Genomic DNA, 19,535 nt, shown 5'->3' with positions numbered 1-19,535 from the left:
ACGCGCATATGGATGGATGGCAGCGTGCCTTTGTCCTGCATAGTCGTCCCTGGAGCGAAACCAGCCTCATGCTGGACGTCTTCACGGAAGAGTCGGGCCGCGTGCGCCTTGTTGCGAAAGGCGCACGTTCCAAACGTTCTAATCTGAAAGGTGCCTTACAGCCTTTCACACCGCTGCTGGTTCGCTTTGGCGGGCGTGGGGAAGTCAAAACCCTGCGCAGTGCCGAAGCCGTCTCCCTGGCGCTCCCTCTTTCCGGTATCACGCTCTACAGCGGCATGTACGTCAATGAACTCATCTCACGGGTTCTTGAACATGAGACTCGCTTCTCTGAACTTTTCTTCGATTATCTGCACTGTATCCAGGCGCTGGCTGGCGCAGCCGGCACGCCCGAACCCGCCCTGCGCCGTTTTGAACTGGCGCTGCTGGGGCATCTTGGCTACGGCGTCGATTTTCTGCATTGTGCGGGAAGTGGAGACGAGGTAGAAGACGGGATGACCTACCGGTATCGGGAAGAAAAAGGTTTTATCGCCAGCGTCGTGATAGATAACAGCACGTTCACCGGGCGCCAGCTCCGGGCGCTGTATGAGCGCGAGTTTCCTGACCAGGACACCCTGCGCGCGGCAAAACGCTTTACCCGGATTGCCCTCAAGCCGTATCTTGGCGGCAAGCCCTTAAAGAGCCGCGAATTATTCAGGCAGTTTGTGCCGAAACGTTAGACCACAGAATCGAAAAGAAAACCGAGGATTGTCATGGCTGAATTACTGTTAGGCGTCAACATCGATCATATCGCCACGCTGCGTAATGCGCGCGGCACGGCGTATCCCGATCCGGTTCAGGCGGCGTTTATAGCCGAGCAGGCTGGCGCCGACGGCATTACCGTTCACCTGCGCGAAGACCGTCGCCATATCACCGACCGTGACGTACGCATTCTGCGTCAGACGCTGGACACCCGTATGAATCTGGAGATGGCGGTTACGGAAGAGATGCTGGCCATTGCCTGCGAGACCCGGCCGCATTTCTGCTGCCTGGTGCCGGAAAAGCGTCAGGAAGTGACGACCGAAGGCGGTCTGGATGTTGCCGGGCAGATCGACAAAATGCGCGATGCCTGCAAACGCCTGGCGGATGCCGGCATCCTGGTTTCTCTGTTTATTGACGCCGATTTCGCCCAGATTAAAGCGGCGGCCGACGTGGGCGCACCGTACATCGAAATCCACACCGGCTGCTATGCCGATGCCAAAAACGATGTCGAACAGGCCAAAGAGCTGGAGCGTATCGCCAAAGCGGCCACGTATGCCGCAAGCCTGGGCCTGAAGGTTAACGCCGGACACGGCCTGACCTACCACAACGTTAAAGCCATCGCCGCCCTGCCGGAAATGCACGAGCTGAACATCGGCCACGCCATTATTGGCCGCGCGGTGATGAGCGGCCTGAAAGAGGCGGTCTCAGAAATGAAACGCCTGATGCAGGAAGCGCGTCAGTAATGGCCATTCTGGGCTTAGGCACCGATATCGTTGAAATAGCCCGCATTGAAGCGGTGATCGCCCGTAGCGGCGATCGCCTCGCAAGACGCGTGCTAAGCGATAACGAATGGGCTATCTGGGAAGCGCATCAGCAGCCGGTGCGTTTCCTGGCGAAGCGCTTTGCGGTAAAAGAGGCTGCCGCCAAAGCCTTCGGGACCGGCATTCGTAATGGCCTGGCGTTTAACCAGTTTGAAGTGTTTAACGATGAGCTGGGTAAGCCACGCCTGCGTTTATGGGGCGAGGCGCAAAAGCTGGCGGAAAAGCTGGGCGTGAATCATATGCACGTGACGCTCGCCGATGAACGCCACTACGCCTGCGCGACGGTGATTATTGAAAGCTAGAGTTTGTTGGCGTGATGCATCAGGACAAACTTATCCCACAATTGCTCTTCGCTCTCGACGTGTGCCGGATCCTTCAGGATGGTATTCGGGATCGGGCACACTTTCTGACAGGTCGGCGTTTCATAGTGGCCGATGCATTCGGTGCAGCGGTCGCTGTTAATCTCATAAATGCTGTCGCCCATCGAAATGGCCTGGTTCGGGCATTCGGGTTCGCACATATCGCAATTGATGCATTTTTTGGTGATTAACAGCGCCATCAGGAAATTCTCAGAAACAACACAAACAGGGCGGGCATTATACGCTCATTACGCGCTCATGCTAAACCAGTTTCTTTACCAGCTCCTCGCTGTGACGAATGCGCTCGGGCGCACGCTCCAGATCCTGCTGCACCAGCGCCATAAACAGCAGGTCCGTCAGCATCATTTGCGCACTGGTGGATGAAATAGCCGCGCTGCGCGTGGCCTGCTCTTCGGCAATGGTATATAAACAGCGCGTTGCCCGCTGCTGCAGGGCATTCGGCGTAAAACCGGTGATCGCCAGAATTTTCCCGCCGACGCGCAGGGCTTCGTCGGTGGCCATGTTGATTTCACGGCGCTCGCCGGAGTAGGAGATCGCCAGCAGCAGATCGTCAGGATCCATCGCCTGCACGGTCGCCAGCAGGGCGTGCATATCCTGCTCGACGATGGCGTTAAGCCCAATTTTTGTCAGCTTCCAGCCAAAGTTACGCGCCACCAGACCGGACGCCCCGATGCCGGTCAGAATGATACGCCGCGCGCCGCGCAGCATCGCCACGCTTTCCAGCAGCTTCTCTTCCGTATTCACATCGAGCGTCGCATGCATGGCCGCCACGTTCTCTTTGATCAGCTTTTCGCCGACCAGCCGCATCGGGTCATCACCGCGGATCTGATTATGCACCGGCATAGACTGCGGATTGGGGTTGCTCACCAGCGCTTCGCTGATCGCCAGCTTGAGGGCGGGGAACCCTTTAAAGCCAATCTTCTGGGCAAATTTCACCACGCTGGACTGGCTCACGCCGGCTTCGCTCGCCAGCTGCTGCGAGCTGAGATGGCGCGCGCGATCGGGTTGAGAAAGCAAAAAATCCGCCAGCTTTTTGTCGCTTTGAGCAAAGCCTGCATAACGCTGGCGAATGCGAATTAAACAGTTCATACGGTCTCCTGGCGAAAATGTGATTGTCTGCGCAAATACGAATTTTGCTCGCCTGAATGAATTTTATATTCCATTATAGTGTGATTATTATGAATTAAAAATTCTTGAGGTACATAAAGATGAATCTTGGCTCACTTGTTTCAGAAACGCGTAACCCGCAAACCATGGATCTGGACGCACTCTCCACCCTGGAGCTGGTTAACCGCTTTAATCAACAGGATACGCTGGTCGCGCAGGCAGTGAAAGAGACATTACCCGAGGTGGCGAAAGCGGTCGATGCGGCGGCGCAAGCGCTCAAGGCCGGTGGTCGTATTATCTACATGGGGGCCGGAACCAGCGGGCGTCTTGGGGTTCTGGATGCGTCTGAATGCCCGCCAACCTTTGGGGTGCCGCACGGTCTGGTGGTCGGGTTGATTGCGGGCGGGCCCGGCGCGCTGCTGAAAGCCGTTGAAGGGGCGGAAGATAACAAACAGTTGGGTGAGGATGACCTGAAGGCGCTGAACTTGACGGCGAAGGATCTGGTGGTCGGGCTGGCGGCATCCGGGCGCACGCCGTACGTCATTGGCGGCCTGGAATACGCCAACCAGACCGGCTGCACGACGGTGGCCATCTCCTGTAATCCGGGCTCGCCGATTGCGCAGGTGGCGGCTATCGCTATTTCGCCGGTTGTCGGGCCGGAAGCGCTCACCGGCTCCACGCGCCTCAAATCCGGGACCGCGCAAAAGCTGGTGCTTAATATGATCTCCACCGGCGCGATGGTGAAGTTCGGCAAGGTGTATCAGAACCTGATGGTGGATATGCAGGCCACTAACGTCAAGCTGGTGGACAGAGCCTGCCGCATGGTGATGGAAGCGACAGGCGCAGGCCGCGAAGAGGCGGAAACCGTACTCAAACAAACCGATCACGATGTTAAACCGGCCATTCTGATGATCCTGAGCGGGCTGGATGCGGCTGCCGCAAGAGCCAAACTCGATGCGCATAATGGCTTCTTACGGGCGGCATTAGAAAACTAACAGAGGCGTGTATGGACAAAACAGCAGCGCTCGCCAGCGATATCCTGCAGGGGATCGGTGGGGAAAAAAATATTCAGCGTCTCGAAAACTGCATGACGCGCGTGCGCGTCGAGGTGCATAACGACGACCAGCTTGACGTGCCGCGTCTGAAGCAGCTTTCCGGCGTCAGCGGCTATGTGAAACAGGGCCAGCAGCACCAGCTGATCGTCGGGCCGGGGAAAGCAGCGCAGGTTGTTGATGCCATGCGCGCGCTGATGGTTGGCGGTGAGGCGACGGCCTCATTTAAAGATGCTGAACGCACCAAAGCGCAGGCGAAGGCCAAATACAAAGCCCCCATGAGCGATGCGCTGCGCCAGCTGGCAAACGTCTTTATCCCGCTGATCCCGGCGTTTATTGCCTCGGGCCTGATCACCGGGATCATCAATATCCTCAAGCGGCCGGATATTGTGGGCGATTTTGCCACTCAGTATCCGAACCTGTTGGGTATCCTGGGGATCTTCGGCAGCGCGGTGTTTGCCATCATGAATATTCTGGTCGGGGTGAATACCGCAAAGGTGTTTGGCGGATCGCTGGCCATGGGCGGGGTAATGGCAGGGATCTTGTCCAGCCCGCAGCTGGCGCAGATAACGCTGTTTGGTGAGGCGCTTCAGCCGGGCCGCGGCGGGGTGATTGCGGTGCTGCTGGTGGTCATTCTGATGTGCTGGATCGAGAAAAGGCTTCGCGCGGTTCTGCCCGGCTCGATTGAGCTTATCCTGAACCCGCTGCTGACCACGCTCATTACCGGTAGCGTCGCGGTTGTGGCACTCCAGCCCTTAGGCGGCTGGATCTCAGAAGCTATCGCCCACGGCGCGTCTCTGGCGATTGACCGCGGCGGCCTGTTAGTGGGGGCGGTGCTGTCGGGAACCTTCCTGCCGCTGGTGCTGACCGGCCTGCATCAGGGGCTGGTGCCGATCCACGTCGAGCTGGTGCAGGCGCACGGTTCTAACGCGCTGCTGCCTATCCTGTCGATGGCGGGGGTGGGGCAGGTCGGCGCGGCGATAGCCGTACTGATGAAAACCCGCAACGCGCGTCTGAAAAAAGTGATTAAAGGCGCGCTCCCGGTCGGGCTGCTCGGCATTGGCGAGCCGCTGATTTTCGGCGTCACGCTACCGCTGGGTAAACCGTTCCTCGCGGCGTGTCTGGGCGGCGCGGTGGGCGGGGCGCTGATCAGCTACTGGAAAGTTGCTACCGTGATTACTTTTGGTCTATCCGGTTTACCGCTGGCATTAACCATCGTGACCGGAAAAGTCATGCTCTATCTGTTAGGCTATTTAGTGGCGGTGATCGCCGGGTTCCTGTTTACCTGGCTATTAGGATTCAACGACCCAGAGGAGTAAGGTTTGGCAAATCACGCGCGTCGCATTGTCTTTTTTGACCTCGATGGAACGCTGCATCAGCAGGATATGTTTGGTACGTTTATGCGTTACCTGCTGCGGCGTCAGCCTTTGAATGCGCTGCTCGTGCTGCCGCTCTTACCGGCTATCGGTATCGCGCTGCTGGTGAAAGGCCGCGCGGCGCGATGGCCGATGAGCCTGCTGCTCTGGGGATGTACGTTTGGACACAGCGAAGCGCGGCTCAAACAGCTTGAACAGGATTTTGCACACTGGTTTCGCGGTCACGTCGCCGCCTTTCCGGTGGTGCAGGCGCGCCTCACTGCCTACCTCGACGCCAACGATGCCGACATCTGGCTGATTACCGGCTCGCCGCAGACGCTGGTGGAGCAGGTCTATTTTGATACCCCCTGGCTTCCGCGCGTGAATCTTATCGCCACGCAAATCGCCCGCGGCTACGGCGGCTGGGTGCTGACCCTGCGCTGTCTGGGGCATGAAAAAGTGGTGCAGCTGGAGAAACGCATCGGTACGCCGCTGCGCCTGTACAGCGGCTACAGCGACAGCAAGCAGGACAACCCGCTGCTCTATTTTTGCCAGCATCGCTGGCGCGTCACGCCATCAGGTGAACTTCAGCAACTCGAATAGTCTTCTCTAAAACGGGCGTGTATAATGCCGCCCGCTTTTCGACTGGAGTATCAACCGTTGTCCTACCCTGAATTCTCACATGAATACTGGATGCGCCATGCGCTAACGCTTGCTCAGCGCGCCTGGGACGAGGGCGAAGTGCCCGTGGGCGCAGTGCTGGTTCATAACAACCAGGTGATTGGCGAAGGGTGGAACCGTCCCATTGGCCGCCACGATCCTACCGCCCATGCTGAAATCATGGCGCTTCGCCAGGGCGGTCTTGTGCTGCAAAACTATCGCCTGCTTGAGACCACGCTGTATGTGACGCTGGAGCCGTGCGTGATGTGCTCCGGCGCGATGGTGCACGGCCGGATCGGGACCCTGGTCTTCGGGGCGCGGGATGAAAAAACCGGCGCGGCCGGTTCGCTGATGGACGTACTGGGTCATCCTGGGATGAACCACCAGGTGAAGACTATCGGTGGGGTGCTTGCACCAGAGTGTTCGGGGCTATTAAGCGATTTCTTTCGAATGCGCCGTCAGCAGAAAAAGCAGCAAAAGGCAGAATTGAAGCTGTCGGACGATTAAGTTCGTCCGGCGCCACGACCGGGTAGCTTTGTGCCAGCTGCTTTGCTTCTGTCGCCTCTTTCTCTTTCTCCAGCAGATACCCGACCAGGCTAATCTGATATTTACGGATATTTTCCACGTAGGCGTAGGCTTCATGCCCGCGCGCGTAGCCGTATGTCAGCTTGTTATACCATGGCTTCTGGCTCAGCAGCGGCAGGCGCTGCTTAACGTCTGACCAGCTGTCCGGGTTACCTTTGGTTTTCGCCGTCAACGCTCGCGCATCAAGCATATGCGCGTAGCCCATATTGTAGGCTGCCAGCGCAAACCAGATCCGCTCTTCTTCCGGCACCGTTTCCGGTACTTTGGCCATCATATCCTGCAGGTAGCGCGCGCCGCCGCTGATGCTCTGTTCGGCATCGGTACGGTCATTCACGCCCAGGCTCAGCGCGGTATTTTTGGTTAACATCATCAAACCACGTACGCCCGTGGGAGAGGTGGCCTGAGTATCCCAGTGGGATTCCTGATAGGAGATAGCCGCCAGCAGTTTCCAGTCAATCTCCTGGGCGTATTTTTCGAACAACGGCTGCAGGTCCGGCAGGACGCTGTCAACCGCGCGGAGGAAGCTGCGGGTGTCAACGTAGTCAAAGTCGTCACCGTGGCCGAGGTACTTCTCCTCCAGACGCGCCAGGGTACCGTCTTCATTGATGGTGTTGAAGAAATCGAGCATCGCGGCAGAGAGAGTTTGATCGTCGTCGAGCTGGGTAAACCAGGTCACGGGCTGCTCGTCGGTGACGTCCAGCGCCACGGCGATTTCAGGATGCACGCGCTGGAACAGGCTGATCGCGACCGAATCGGCGATGGTGTAGGGCACTTTCTGGTCTTTTACCTGCTCCAGCAGCTCGGTCGTGCCGAGCTTAGGATCCACCGTCCAGCTCAGGTCCGGGTATTTCTTCTCCTTGAGCTCGCGCAGATCGTCAATCACCACGTGGCCGGGGGCAATCGTCAGCTGCCGATCGTTAATTGACGCCAGCGAGCGCGGACGCAGGCTCCCGACGCGATAGACCAGCTGCTGCGAAACGGAGTAGTAGGTCGGGCCCGGCTGGTAGTTCTTGCTGCGCTCGCTGTTATACACCAGCCCGGCGGCCAGCATATCGGCATCGTCGTTATCGAGGTCATCAAACAGCTGGTTGATATTCTGGCGGACGGTAATTTTAAGCTTCACGCCAAGATAATCGGCGAACTGTTGCGCCAGTTCATAATCCAGACCAATGATTTTGCCGTTGATGTCGCTGTAAATCAGCGGGGAGTTGAGGGTACTGACGCGCAATTCCCCCCGCTCCTGAATGGCGGCGATACGGTTTTCGGCTTTGCCGAACCAGGGGATGGAAGGCCAGAGGGCCACTGCCAGCAGCAACGTTACAATGCCGATGAGCAGATAATTAATCTTTAATTTTTTCAATTAGTTAATTCTCTGCGACGCCGGTTGCCTCAGTCTGCTGTAGCCATGTTAACATTAAGGTTTGCCATTGAATGAGCGGCATTTTGCGTAAACTTGCGCCACTTGGCAACCAATTAGAGAGACAGGTCACATCTATTGTTAAACGTCTGTGCTGATTTTATTTCGACGCAAACGGTTTCGTCGGCGCTCAGGATTCTTTATAATGACGCCCGTTTTCCCCCCCTTGCGCACACTGTAAGCGCCCCGGCGCTTCGAAGACGAGAGACTTATGATGGAAATTCTGCGTGGTTCGCCTGCACTGTCTGCCTTCCGTATTAACAAACTGCTGGCACGTTTTCAGGCGGCCGACCTTCCGGTAAGCAATATTTACGCTGAGTATGTCCATTTTGCTGACCTGAATGCCCCCCTGAATGCAGAGGAGCGCGTACAGCTGGAACGCCTGCTCAAGTATGGCCCAAGCCTGAGCAGCCATACGCCAACCGGCAAACTGATCCTTGCGACGCCTCGTCCGGGCACCATCTCCCCCTGGTCTTCCAAAGCCACCGACATCGCCCACAACTGTGGTCTGAGCCAGATTAACCGTCTGGAACGCGGCGTAGCGTACTACGTGGAAGCGTCGACCCTGAGCGAAGCCCAGTGGCAGGCGGTTGCGGCCGAGCTGCACGATCGCATGATGGAGAGCGTATTTGCCTCTCTCGATGACGCGCAGAAGCTTTTCTCCCACCATCAGCCAGCGCCGGTACAGAGCGTGGACCTGCTGGGGCAGGGCCGTCAGGCGCTGATTGACGCCAACCTGCGTCTTGGTCTGGCGCTGGCAGAAGACGAAATCGACTACCTGCAGGACGCGTTTGTTAAGCTCAACCGTAACCCGAACGATATTGAACTCTACATGTTCGCGCAGGCGAACTCTGAGCACTGTCGCCATAAGATTTTCAATGCCGACTGGGTCATCGACGGCGAACAGCAGCCGAAGTCGCTGTTCAAAATGATTAAAAACACCATGGAGAAAACCCCAGACCACGTGCTGTCTGCCTACAAAGACAACGCCGCGGTGATGGAAGGTTCCGAGGTGGGCCGCTTCTTCGCCGATCGCGAAGCAGGCCGCTATGACTTCCATCAGGAGCCCGCGCATATCCTGATGAAGGTCGAAACCCATAACCACCCGACGGCCATCTCCCCGTGGCCGGGTGCGGCGACCGGATCCGGCGGTGAAATCCGTGACGAAGGTGCGACCGGTCGCGGGGCTAAACCAAAAGCAGGTCTGGTCGGTTTCTCCGTCTCCAACCTGCGTATTCCTGGCTTCGAGCAGCCGTGGGAAGAAGATTTCGGCAAGCCGGAACGCATCGTGACCGCGCTGGATATCATGACCGACGGCCCGCTGGGCGGCGCGGCGTTCAACAACGAATTTGGTCGTCCGGCACTGAACGGTTACTTCCGCACCTATGAAGAGAAAGTGGAGAGCCACAATGGCGAAGAGCTGCGCGGCTACCACAAACCGATCATGCTGGCGGGCGGGATCGGCAACATTCGCGCCGATCACGTGCAGAAAGGCGAGATCGTCGTTGGCGCGAAGCTGATCGTACTGGGTGGCCCGGCGATGAACATAGGCCTGGGCGGCGGAGCGGCCTCTTCTATGACCTCCGGTCAGTCTGATGCGGACCTCGACTTCGCCTCCGTGCAGCGCGATAACCCGGAAATGGAACGCCGCTGTCAGGAAGTGATCGACCGCTGCTGGCAACTGGGCGATGCGAACCCGATCCTCTTTATTCATGACGTTGGCGCGGGCGGTCTGTCTAACGCCATGCCGGAGCTGGTCAGCGACGGCGGTCGCGGTGGCCGTTTCAACCTGCGCGATATCCTGAGCGATGAGCCAGGCATGAGCCCGCTGGAAATCTGGTGTAACGAATCTCAGGAACGCTATGTTCTGGCGGTTGCCGCGGATCAGCTGCCGCTGTTTGACGAGCTGTGCCGCCGCGAGCGCGCGCCGTATGCCGTCATTGGTGAAGCGACCGAAGAGAAACACCTGTCCTTAAGCGACACCCATTTCGACAACCAGCCTATCGATCTGCCGCTGGACGTTCTGCTCGGTAAGACGCCGAAGATGACCCGCGACGTGCAGACCCGTAAAGTGGCAGGCAAAGCGCTGGATCGCCAGGGCATCACCGTGGCGGAAGCGGTTAATCGCGTGCTGCACCTGCCTGCTGTGGCAGAGAAAACCTTCCTGGTGACCATCGGCGACCGTACCGTGACCGGTATGGTATCGCGCGATCAGATGGTGGGCCCGTGGCAGATCCCGGTGGCGAACTGCGCCGTGACCACCGCGAGCCTCGACAGCTACTACGGTGAAGCGATGGCCCTGGGTGAACGTACGCCGGTCGCGCTGCTGGACTTCGCGGCCTCTGCCCGTCTGGCGGTCGGTGAAGCGCTGACCAACATCGCCGCGACGCAGATTGGCGATATCAAACGCATTAAGCTCTCCGCAAACTGGATGGCCGCTGCCGGCCACCCTGGCGAAGATGCTGGCCTGTATGAAGCCGTGAAAGCGGTGGGCGAGGAGCTGTGTCCTGCGCTGGGGCTGACCATTCCGGTGGGTAAAGACTCCATGTCGATGAAGACCCGCTGGCAGGAAGGCAGCGAGCAGCGCGAGATCACCTCTCCGCTGTCGCTGATCATCTCCGCGTTTGCGCGCGTGGAAGACGTGCGTCATACCGTTACGCCACAGCTCGTGACCGAAGACAACGCCCTGCTGCTGATTGACCTGGGCAAAGGGCATAACGCGCTGGGTGCCACGGCGCTGGCGCAGGTTTACCGTCAGCTGGGTGATAAGCCTGCCGACGTGCGCGACGTGGCGCAGTTAAAAGGCTTCTACGATGCGATTCAGGCGCTGGTTGCGCAGCGTAAGCTGCTGGCCTATCACGACCGTTCCGACGGTGGCCTGCTGGTAACCCTGGCAGAGATGGCCTTCACCGGCCACTGTGGTGTGGAAGCGAACATTGCAACGCTTGGCGAAGACCGTCTGGCGGCGCTGTTCAACGAAGAGCTGGGCGCGGTGATTCAGGTACGTGCGGCAGATCGCGATGCGGTTGAAGCCATCCTTGCGAAGCACGGTCTGGCAGACTGCGTGCATTATCTGGGTAAAGCCGTTCAGGGCGACCGCTTCGTTATCGAAGCAGACGGCCATGCGGTATTCAGCGAAAGCCGCACCACGCTGCGCATGTGGTGGGCGGAAACCACCTGGCAGATGCAGCGCCTGCGTGATAACCCGGAATGTGCCGATCAGGAGCATAACGCGAAGGCGAATGACCAGGATCCAGGTCTGAACGTGAAGCTCTCTTTCGACATCAACGAAGATATTGCCGCGCCGTACATTGCGACGGGCGCGCGTCCGAAAGTGGCCGTACTGCGCGAGCAGGGCGTCAACTCCCACGTTGAGATGGCGGCTGCCTTCCACCGCGCGGGCTTTGACGCTATCGACGTTCATATGAGCGACCTGCTGGCGGGCCGTACTGGTCTGGAAGATTTCCAGGCGCTGGTGGCGTGCGGCGGCTTCTCTTACGGCGACGTGCTGGGCGCGGGTGAAGGCTGGGCGAAGTCCATCCTGTTCAACAGCCGCGTGCGTGACGAGTTCGAAACCTTCTTCCACCGTCCGCAAACGCTGGCGCTGGGCGTGTGTAACGGCTGTCAGATGATGTCTAACCTGCGCGAGCTGATCCCGGGCAGCGAAGCCTGGCCGCGCTTTGTGCGTAACCAGTCTGACCGCTTCGAAGCGCGCTTCAGCCTGGTCGAAGTGACCCAAAGCCCGTCTCTGCTGCTGCAGGGGATGGTCGGTTCGCAGATGCCAATCGCCGTTTCCCACGGCGAAGGTCAGGTAGAAGTGCGTGATGCCGCGCATCTGGCTCAGCTTGAGAGCAAAGGCCTGGTGGCGCTGCGCTTCGTTGATAACTTCGGCAAGGTGACTGAAACCTACCCGGCTAACCCGAACGGTTCCGCCAATGGTATTACGGCGGTGACCAGCGAAAGCGGTCGTGCAACCATCATGATGCCGCACCCGGAGCGCGTGTTCCGCACCGTGAGCAACTCCTGGCATCCGGAAAACTGGGGCGAGGACAGCCCGTGGATGCGTATCTTCCGCAATGCGCGTAAGCAACTGGGTTAAGATGTAAAGCTGGTACCTTGCAGGCCCGGTAAGCGTAGCGCCACCGGGCTTTTTTATGCGTGTCGCAAAATTGCGACAAAGAAGGTAAGTTGCTGTCTCCAAAAGGAGACACTTAACTCATTGATTTTTAAATGGCAGTACGGGTTCACGTTAAGGTGTTGCTTAATAGCGACACTTAGCCTGGAAATCATTCAACCGTTAATTAACGGGGAAAATGAGTAAAAGCTATATATATCAAATCGTTAATTTTTTGTTTTGCATTATGGCACGGGTGTTGCATAATATTAACCAGTGGCTCATTCACCTTCTTATGTCAGCCCCTTCGGGTCGTGCTACATAAACTTCGAATGACGCACAAAAAGGTGCCTGCCGTCCAACTACTGATCATAGCGATGCTTTATCAGGCCAGGGCGAAACGTCGAGTTAGGCACCGCCTCATTCCATGACAAAGCCGGGTTTTTACCCGGCTTTGTTGTATCTGAAGGGCAGACTCAGTTACGCTCTGCGTAAACCCCCATTAAGAGAGTAATGCGTTGAAACGCTGGCCCGTTTTCCCCCGCTCCCTGCGACAGCTCGTCATGATGGCCTTCCTGCTGATCCTGCTGCCGTTACTGATCCTTGCCTGGCAGGCGTGGCAAAGTTTGAACGCGCTGAGTGCTCAGGCGGCATTGACCAACCGCACGACGCTTATAGATGCCAGACGCAGTGAGGCGATGACCAACGCCGCGCTGGAGATGGAGCGAAGCTATCGCCAGTATTGCGTGCTTGACGATCGGACGCTGGAAAAGGTTTATCAGAGCCAGCGTAAACGCTACAGCGAAATGCTGGACGCTCACGCGGGGGTACTGCCTGACGACAAACTGTATCAGGCGTTACGTCAGGATTTAAACGATCTTGCGCAGCTGCAGTGCCACAATAGCGGGCCGGATGCCGCCGCCGCCGCGCGCCTTGAGGCCTTTGCCAGCGCCAACACCGAGATGGTGCAGTCAACGCGCACGGTGATTTTCTCTCGCGGCCAGCAGCTTCAGCAGGAGATTGCCGAGCGCGGCCAGTTCTTCGGCTGGCAGGCGCTGGTGCTGTTCCTGGTGAGCCTTGGGCTGGTCGTGCTCTTTACCCGCATGATCATCGGCCCGGTGAAGGGTATTCAGCGGATGATCAACCGCCTGGGGGAAGGGAAATCACTCGGCGATACGGTCGCTTTTAAAGGACCGCGCGAGCTGCGCTCCGTCGGCCAGCGCATTATCTGGCTGTCCGAACGCCTGGCGTGGCTCGAATCTCAGCGCCATCAGTTCCTGCGCCATATCTCTCATGAGCTTAAAACGCCGCTGGCCAGCATGCGTGAAGGGACGGAGCTGCTGGCGGACGAAGTGGCAGGCCCGCTTACGTCAGAACAGAAAGAAATCGTCGAGATCCTGGATAACAGCAGCCGCAATCTGCAAAAGCTGATTGAGCAACTGCTGGATTACAACCGCAAGCTGGCTGACGGGGCGGTTGTACTGGAGGACGTCGAGATTGAACCGCTGGTGGATATGGTGATCTCCGCCCATAGCTTGCCGGCAAGAGCTAAAATGATGCATACCGGTGTTGAACTGAATGCGCCAGCGTGCCTGGCAGAACCCATGCTGCTGATGAGCGTTCTGGATAATCTTTACTCCAATGCGGTGCACTATGGTACTGAATCCGGTAACATTTATATCCGAAGCTATACGAATGGTTCACGGGTGTTTATTGACGTCGCAAACACCGGCACCCCGATCCCCGATGACGAAAAAGCGATGATCTTCGAACCCTTTTTTCAGGGCAGTCATCAGCGGAAAGGTGCGGTTAAAGGAAGCGGTCTTGGCTTAAGCATCGCCCGGGACTGTATTCGACGCATGCAGGGCGAGCTAAATATTGCCACGGACGAACGTTCAGACGTTTGCTTCCGTATCGAACTGCCCCTGAGCCGGAAAAACCAATAAAATGAATCTATATCTGGTGAGTATGTCACACGTCTTTTTCCGCGCCGTACGCGCGGTGTTTTCCCGCAACACGTTTCGCCTGGGTCTGCCGTGTTTATTTCTGGCAGGCTGCGTTTCCCACGTGCCGCAAAGTGCGATCGGCAGCAAACAGGAAGATAAATGGCCCGATAATCAGCTGGCAGATTTCCTCTCAACCCGCTGTGACGATATCTGGAACCTGTCAGGACATGACGTCGAAAGCAACCCGCTGTTCTGGCTGCGTGGAATAGACTGCGCTCAGCGTCTTGCGCCAGTAGACGCCCGCTCGAAAGCGGCGATGCTGGATGACGACACCTGGCAGGACGCTTTCAAGCGCGGCATTTTACTGGCAGATGCAAAAATTACCCCCGTTGAACGCCGCGCCAGCGTGACCCGACTGGACACGTTTGTGGTCAATCTTCCGGTACAGGTTCGCCCGGTATACCAGCTCTGGCGTGATGGGCAGACATTACAGCTACAGCTGTCCGAAGAGCGCTCTCGCTACAGCAAGCTGCAACAGTCCACCGACAGCGAGCTTGATACGCTGCGTCAGCAGCAACAGCATTTGCGTACGCAGCTGGATACCACGACGCGTAAGCTGGAAAACCTGACCGATATCGAAAGACAGCTCTCGTCGCGTAAATATCAGTCGGGGAGTTCATCCGCAGCACCGGACAGCGATACGCCGAAACAAGAGGATGTAAAGCATGACGAGCCGTAAACCTGCCCATCTGTTACTGGTGGATGACGATCCCGGGCTGTTAAAGCTGCTGGGGATGCGTCTGGTGAGTGAAGGCTACAGCGTCGTAACCGCTGAAAGCGGGCTGGAAGGGCTGAAGATCCTCAGCCGCGAGAAAATCGATCTGGTGATAAGCGACCTGCGGATGGACGAAATGGATGGCCTGCAGCTGTTCGCGGAGATCCAGAAGCAGCAGCCGGGTATGCCCGTGATTATCCTCACGGCGCACGGCTCAATTCCGGATGCGGTTGCGGCGACCCAGCAGGGAGTATTTAGCTTCCTGACCAAGCCGGTGGACAAAGACGCGCTTTATAAGGCAATCGACAGCGCGCTGGAACATGCCGCCCCGGCGGGGGATGAAGCGTGGCGGGAGTCTATCGTCACCCGCAGCCCCATTATGCTGCGTTTGCTCGAACAGGCCCGGATGGTGGCACAGTCTGACGTCAGCGTGCTCATCAACGGCCAGAGCGGAACCGGGAAAGAGATCCTGGCGCAGGCTATTCACAACGCTAGCCCGCGCAGCAAAAACGCCTTTATTGCCATCAACTGCGGCGCGCTGCCGGAACAGCTGCTCGAATCTGAACTGTTTGGACATGCCCGCGGCGCCTTCACCGGCGCGGTAAGCAGCCGGGAAGGGCTGTTCCAGGCCGCGGAAGGGGGCACGCTGTTCCTCGACGAGATTGGCGACATGCCTGCGCCGCTGCAGGTTAAACTGCTGCGCGTATTGCAGGAGCGAAAAGTCCGCCCGCTGGGCAGTAACCGCGACATCGATATTAACGTGCGTATTATTTCGGCAACGCACCGCGACCTGCCGAAAGTGATGGCCCGCAACGAGTTTCGCGAAGATCTCTACTACCGCCTGAACGTCGTGAACCTGAAGATCCCGGCGCTGGCCGAGCGTGCGGAAGACATTCCGCTGCTGGCGAACCATCTTTTGCGCCAGGCGGCCGATCGTCATAAACCGTTCGTGCGCGCGTTTTCCACTGATGCGATGAAACGACTGATGACGGCAAGCTGGCCGGGTAACGTGCGTCAGCTGGTCAACGTGATTGAGCAGTGCGTGGCGCTGACGTCCTCACCGGTGATCAGCGACGCGCTGGTGGAGCAGGCGCTGGAAGGGGAAAACACGGCGCTGCCGACGTTTGCCGAAGCGCGGAATCAATTCGAGCTTAACTATCTGCGCAAGCTATTGCAGATAACCAAAGGCAACGTGACCCACGCGGCGCGCATGGCCGGACGTAACCGCACCGAGTTCTACAAGCTGCTGTCGCGTCACGAGCTTGAAGCCAACGATTTTAAAGAGTAGTACCGCAAAATTCGATTGAATATGATACTGTGAGCAATCGATTACGAGGCAGCTTACAGGCAAGAGTTTAAGGACCCACCATGAAAAAGATTGATGCGATTATTAAACCTTTCAAACTGGATGACGTGCGCGAAGCGCTGGCGGAAGTCGGCATCACCGGGATGACCGTGACGGAAGTGAAAGGTTTTGGTCGTCAGAAAGGCCACACCGAGCTTTACCGTGGCGCAGAGTACATGGTGGACTTTCTGCCGAAAGTCAAAATTGAAATCGTGGTGAGCGACGATATCGTGGACACCTGTGTGGATACCATTATCCGCACGGCGCAGACGGGCAAAATCGGCGACGGTAAAATCTTCGTCTTTGACGTGGCGCGCGTGATCCGTATCCGTACCGGTGAAGAAGACGACGCCGCGATTTAACATTGCCAACGGTTTTGTAGGCCGGGTAAGGCGCAGCCGCCACCCGGCAAAAAAAAGCCCCTCGAACGAGGGGCTTTTTCATTACAGCACCTTATGCGGCCCAAAACATTCGTAATGAATGTTGTCTTTATTCACGCCCAGCTCGACCAGCTGCTTCGCGGCATACTGCATAAACGCCACCGGCCCACAGACGTAGAACTGCATATCCGGCGCGCTAAACGCGGCTTCATGCTGGCTTAAATTCATCAGCCCTTCGCTGTCAAAGCGAGCGGCTGCGCGGTCCGCCTTCGTCGGCAGGCGATACCAGGTGTGCGCAGTGAAACGCGGTAGGGACGCCCCGAGCGTTTTCACTTCATCAGCGAAGGCATGGACATCACCGTTCTCGGCGGCGTGGAACCAGTTTACCTGGGCGTCGTGGTTTGCTTTTGCCAGCGTATCGAGCATCGCCAGCATTGGCGTTTGACCGACACCCGCAGAGATCAGCGTCACTGGCGTATTGCCGTCAACGGTCATAAAGAAATCGCCCGCAGGCGCGGCCAGATGAACCACATCGCCTACGCTAGCTTCGTTGTGCAGCCAGGTGGATACCTGACCGCCGTCCTCGCGCTTCACCGCAATGCGATAGCCTTTGCCGTTTGGCTTGCGGGTGAGGGAATACTGGCGGATCTCCTGGTGCGGGAAACCTTCAGGCTTAAGCCATACGCCCAGATACTGCCCTGGCTGATAATCGGCCACCGGCTGACCGTCCACCGGTTCAAATTCGAAGCTGGTGATTAAAGAGCTGCGCGGCGTTTTCTCAACGATGCGGAACGCGCGGGTTCCTGCCCAGCCACCTTTCTTGCCGGCGTTTTCGCTGTAGATCTGTGCTTCACGGTTGATAAATACGTTTGCGAGCACGCCGTAGGCTTTGCCCCACGCGTCCAGAACCTCTTGACCCGGGCTAAACATTTCGTCCAGCGTTGCCAGCAGGTGAGCGCCCACAATGTTGTACTGCTCGGGTTTGATCTGGAAGCTGGTATGTTTCTGCGCAATTTTCTCCACCGCAGGCAGCAGCGCTGCCAGGTTCTCAATATTGCTGGCGTAGGCCGCGATAGCGTTGAACAGGGCTTCGCGCTGATCGCCGTTACGCTGGTTGCTCATGTTGAAAATCTCTTTGAGCTCCGGGTTGTGCATGAACATGCGATCGTAGAAATGGGCGGTGAGTTTAGGACCGGTTTCCACCAGCAGGGGAATAGTGGCTTTAACGGTAGCGATGGTTTGAGCGTCGAGCATAGCAGCTTCCTTACGATGTGATCTTAATGATGTATTTTAGATGCATCTTATAAAAATACCCCTGCTTTGTAAATGGATCTTTGCAAGATGAAAAATATGCATCACAAACCTGAAAAGAAATCCGCTGAAAAGGGCGAGGGCTTTATTCCTCAAACCCTTGCGTGGCGCGAAGGAAAACGTTTGCGTAAAATCGTTTGTCAAGACCTGTTATCACAGAACTAATCAGTTATACTGTTGCCCGTCGTCCAACAGGACTGCCTTTTCAGGCCAAAATTTTACTTGTTAGCTGAGTCAGGAGATGCGGATGTTAAAGCGTGAAATGAACATTGCCGATTATGATGCCGAACTGTGGCAGGCTATGGAGCAGGAAAAAGTACGTCAGGAAGAGCACATCGAACTGATCGCCTCCGAAAACTACACCAGCCCGCGCGTTATGCAGGCGCAGGGTTCTCAGCTGACTAACAAATATGCTGAAGGTTACCCGGGCAAGCGCTATTACGGCGGTTGCGAGTACGTTGATATCGTTGAGCAACTGGCTATCGACCGTGCGAAAGAACTCTTTGGCGCTGACTATGCGAACGTCCAGCCGCACTCTGGCTCTCAGGCTAACTTCGCGGTCTACACCGCGCTGCTGCAGCCGGGCGATACCGTTCTGGGTATGAACCTGGCGCAGGGCGGCCACCTGACTCACGGCTCCCCGGTTAACTTCTCCGGCAAACTGTACAACATCATCCCTTACGGTATTGATGAGTCCGGCAAAATTGACTACGAAGACATGGCTAAGCAGGCCAAAGAGCACAAGCCGAAGATGATCATCGGTGGTTTCTCTGCTTATTCCGGTATCGTTGACTGGGCAAAAATGCGTGAAATCGCAGACAGCATCGGCGCTTATCTGTTCGTCGACATGGCGCACGTTGCCGGTCTGATTGCCGCAGGCGTTTACCCGAACCCGGTTCCACACGCTCACGTTGTGACCACTACCACCCACAAAACCCTGGCGGGTCCACGCGGTGGCCTGATCCTGGCGAAAGGCGGTGATGAAGAGCTGTACAAAAAACTGAACTCCGCCGTGTTCCCAAGCGCGCAGGGCGGCCCGCTGATGCACGTTATCGCGGCAAAAGCGGTAGCACTGAAAGAAGCGATGGAGCCAGAGTTCAAAGTTTACCAGCAGCAGGTTGCCAAAAACGCCAAAGCGATGGTGGAAGTGTTCCTGAACCGCGGCTACAAAGTGGTGTCTGGCGGGACTGAAAACCACCTGTTCCTGCTGGATCTGGTTGATAAGAACCTGACCGGTAAAGAAGCTGACGCTGCCCTGGGCCGTGCCAACATCACCGTGAACAAAAACAGCGTGCCAAACGATCCGAAGAGCCCGTTTGTGACGTCCGGCATCCGTATCGGTTCTCCGGCCGTGACTCGCCGCGGCTTTAAAGAAGCGGAAGTGAAAGAGCTGGCTGGCTGGATGTGTGACGTTCTGGACAACATCAATGACGAAGCGGTTATCGAGCGCGTTAAAGGTAAAGTTCTGGATATCTGCGCACGCTTCCCGGTATACGCATAATTCCTCTGCTGTACAGAAATAAAAAAGGCCGCGCTTGCGGCCTTTTTT

Annotated in this window: 17 protein-coding genes; 13 read left to right on the top strand and 4 right to left on the bottom strand. The window is 57.3% G+C overall.

What is annotated here, in order from left to right:
• The first annotated feature begins 8 nt into the window (after positions 1–8).
• From recO to acpS, 3 genes are read left to right on the top strand one after another with little or no spacing between them, the layout of a single operon-like run.
• A complete protein-coding gene (gene recO / locus ACWHWP_RS17450; protein WP_447856080.1) occupies positions 9–716 on the top strand; it encodes a DNA repair protein RecO in 708 nt (235 codons plus the stop codon).
• Between the two features lie 33 nt (positions 717–749).
• Complete coding sequence (gene pdxJ, locus ACWHWP_RS17445) at positions 750–1,481, top strand: pyridoxine 5'-phosphate synthase (protein WP_059312348.1); 732 nt, start codon at positions 750–752, stop codon at positions 1,479–1,481.
• Positions 1,481–1,861: a holo-ACP synthase gene (gene acpS / locus ACWHWP_RS17440; protein ID WP_047346780.1), complete on the top strand. Its 381-nt coding sequence runs from the start codon at positions 1,481–1,483 to the stop codon at positions 1,859–1,861. The genes pdxJ and acpS overlap by 1 nt, the downstream gene beginning before the upstream one ends.
• Here acpS and ACWHWP_RS17435 read toward each other — a convergent pair.
• Both ACWHWP_RS17435 and ACWHWP_RS17430 read right to left on the bottom strand, forming a co-directional pair.
• Complete coding sequence (locus ACWHWP_RS17435) at positions 1,858–2,118, bottom strand: YfhL family 4Fe-4S dicluster ferredoxin (RefSeq protein WP_447856079.1); 261 nt, start codon at positions 2,116–2,118, stop codon at positions 1,858–1,860. The genes acpS and ACWHWP_RS17435 overlap by 4 nt on opposite strands.
• 61 nt (positions 2,119–2,179) lie before the next feature.
• The gene (locus ACWHWP_RS17430; RefSeq protein ID WP_023333056.1) at positions 2,180–3,028 is read right to left on the bottom strand and encodes a MurR/RpiR family transcriptional regulator; all 849 of its coding nucleotides are present in this window, start codon (positions 3,026–3,028) and stop codon (positions 2,180–2,182) included.
• 119 nt (positions 3,029–3,147) lie between these two features.
• On the opposite strand from ACWHWP_RS17430, the gene murQ reads away from it, so the two are divergent.
• From murQ to tadA, 4 genes are read left to right on the top strand one after another with little or no spacing between them, the layout of a single operon-like run.
• A complete protein-coding gene (murQ, locus tag ACWHWP_RS17425) occupies positions 3,148–4,041 on the top strand; it encodes an N-acetylmuramic acid 6-phosphate etherase (protein ID WP_059312346.1) in 894 nt (297 codons plus the stop codon).
• An 11-nt stretch (positions 4,042–4,052) separates the two neighbouring features.
• Complete coding sequence (locus tag ACWHWP_RS17420; RefSeq protein ID WP_447856078.1) at positions 4,053–5,417, top strand: PTS transporter subunit EIIC; 1,365 nt, start codon at positions 4,053–4,055, stop codon at positions 5,415–5,417.
• 3 nt (positions 5,418–5,420) lie between these two features.
• Positions 5,421–6,056, top strand: coding sequence for a phosphatidylglycerophosphatase C (yfhb, locus tag ACWHWP_RS17415; protein ID WP_059312344.1), 636 nt, complete (start codon positions 5,421–5,423; stop codon positions 6,054–6,056).
• Positions 6,057–6,080: 24 nt separating this feature from the next.
• Positions 6,081–6,620: a tRNA adenosine(34) deaminase TadA gene (gene tadA / locus ACWHWP_RS17410; protein WP_059312343.1), complete on the top strand. Its 540-nt coding sequence runs from the start codon at positions 6,081–6,083 to the stop codon at positions 6,618–6,620.
• On the opposite strand, the gene mltF is transcribed toward tadA, so the two are convergent.
• The gene (gene mltF / locus ACWHWP_RS17405; RefSeq protein WP_047346775.1) at positions 6,508–8,058 is read right to left on the bottom strand and encodes a membrane-bound lytic murein transglycosylase MltF; all 1,551 of its coding nucleotides are present in this window, start codon (positions 8,056–8,058) and stop codon (positions 6,508–6,510) included. The two genes, tadA and mltF, sit on opposite strands and share 113 nt — an antisense overlap.
• A 268-nt stretch (positions 8,059–8,326) precedes the next feature.
• On the opposite strand from mltF, the gene purL reads away from it, so the two are divergent.
• The 5 genes from purL (at position 8,327) to glnB (ending at position 16,657) form a co-directional block, all read left to right on the top strand.
• Positions 8,327–12,214, top strand: coding sequence for a phosphoribosylformylglycinamidine synthase (purL, locus tag ACWHWP_RS17400; protein WP_063957710.1), 3,888 nt, complete (start codon positions 8,327–8,329; stop codon positions 12,212–12,214).
• Positions 12,215–12,747: 533 nt separating this feature from the next.
• Entirely contained in the window at positions 12,748–14,175 is a 1,428-nt protein-coding gene (gene qseE, locus ACWHWP_RS17395; RefSeq protein WP_123138615.1) for a two component system sensor histidine kinase QseE/GlrK, read from the top strand.
• Between the two features lies 1 nt (position 14,176).
• On the top strand, positions 14,177–14,914 hold the full coding sequence (gene qseG / locus ACWHWP_RS17390; protein ID WP_447856077.1) for a two-component system QseEF-associated lipoprotein QseG: 738 nt from the start codon (positions 14,177–14,179) through the stop codon (positions 14,912–14,914).
• Positions 14,901–16,238 carry a two-component system response regulator GlrR gene (gene glrR / locus ACWHWP_RS17385; RefSeq protein WP_047346771.1) on the top strand — a complete coding sequence of 446 codons (1,338 nt, stop codon included), beginning with the start codon at positions 14,901–14,903 and terminating at the stop codon, positions 16,236–16,238. Before qseG ends, glrR begins: the two co-directional genes overlap by 14 nt.
• Positions 16,239–16,318: 80 nt before the next feature.
• Entirely contained in the window at positions 16,319–16,657 is a 339-nt protein-coding gene (glnB, locus tag ACWHWP_RS17380; RefSeq protein WP_003860685.1) for a nitrogen regulatory protein P-II, read from the top strand.
• A gap of 81 nt (positions 16,658–16,738) precedes the next feature.
• On the opposite strand, the gene hmpA is transcribed toward glnB, so the two are convergent.
• The gene (gene hmpA / locus ACWHWP_RS17375) at positions 16,739–17,929 is read right to left on the bottom strand and encodes an NO-inducible flavohemoprotein (RefSeq protein ID WP_447856076.1); all 1,191 of its coding nucleotides are present in this window, start codon (positions 17,927–17,929) and stop codon (positions 16,739–16,741) included.
• Between the two features lie 304 nt (positions 17,930–18,233).
• On the opposite strand from hmpA, the gene glyA reads away from it, so the two are divergent.
• Positions 18,234–19,487 (top strand): serine hydroxymethyltransferase, encoded by a 1,254-nt coding sequence (gene glyA / locus ACWHWP_RS17370; RefSeq protein ID WP_008502165.1) that lies wholly within the window; start codon positions 18,234–18,236, stop codon positions 19,485–19,487.
• The last annotated feature ends 48 nt before the right edge of the window (positions 19,488–19,535 follow it).

The organism is Enterobacter sp. WI-ESBL-E8 (assembly GCF_053364895.1).
Note: the sequence above shows the minus strand (reverse complement) of the source record. Positions and strands in the feature narration are given on the sequence as shown.

Coding starts and splice junctions, on each gene's coding strand:
- acpS (WP_047346780.1), top strand. CDS start 1,481: ATGGCCATTCTGGGCTTAGGCACCGATATCGTTGAAATAGCCCGCATT.
- pdxJ (WP_059312348.1), top strand. CDS start 750: ATGGCTGAATTACTGTTAGGCGTCAACATCGATCATATCGCCACGCTG.
- ACWHWP_RS17430 (WP_023333056.1), bottom strand. CDS start 3,028: ATGAACTGTTTAATTCGCATTCGCCAGCGTTATGCAGGCTTTGCTCAA.
- glnB (WP_003860685.1), top strand. CDS start 16,319: ATGAAAAAGATTGATGCGATTATTAAACCTTTCAAACTGGATGACGTG.
- qseG (WP_447856077.1), top strand. CDS start 14,177: ATGAATCTATATCTGGTGAGTATGTCACACGTCTTTTTCCGCGCCGTA.
- ACWHWP_RS17435 (WP_447856079.1), bottom strand. CDS start 2,118: ATGGCGCTGTTAATCACCAAAAAATGCATCAATTGCGATATGTGCGAA.
- recO (WP_447856080.1), top strand. CDS start 9: ATGGATGGATGGCAGCGTGCCTTTGTCCTGCATAGTCGTCCCTGGAGC.
- hmpA (WP_447856076.1), bottom strand. CDS start 17,929: ATGCTCGACGCTCAAACCATCGCTACCGTTAAAGCCACTATTCCCCTG.
- murQ (WP_059312346.1), top strand. CDS start 3,148: ATGAATCTTGGCTCACTTGTTTCAGAAACGCGTAACCCGCAAACCATG.
- tadA (WP_059312343.1), top strand. CDS start 6,081: ATGCCGCCCGCTTTTCGACTGGAGTATCAACCGTTGTCCTACCCTGAA.
- purL (WP_063957710.1), top strand. CDS start 8,327: ATGATGGAAATTCTGCGTGGTTCGCCTGCACTGTCTGCCTTCCGTATT.
- glyA (WP_008502165.1), top strand. CDS start 18,234: ATGTTAAAGCGTGAAATGAACATTGCCGATTATGATGCCGAACTGTGG.
- ACWHWP_RS17420 (WP_447856078.1), top strand. CDS start 4,053: ATGGACAAAACAGCAGCGCTCGCCAGCGATATCCTGCAGGGGATCGGT.
- glrR (WP_047346771.1), top strand. CDS start 14,901: ATGACGAGCCGTAAACCTGCCCATCTGTTACTGGTGGATGACGATCCC.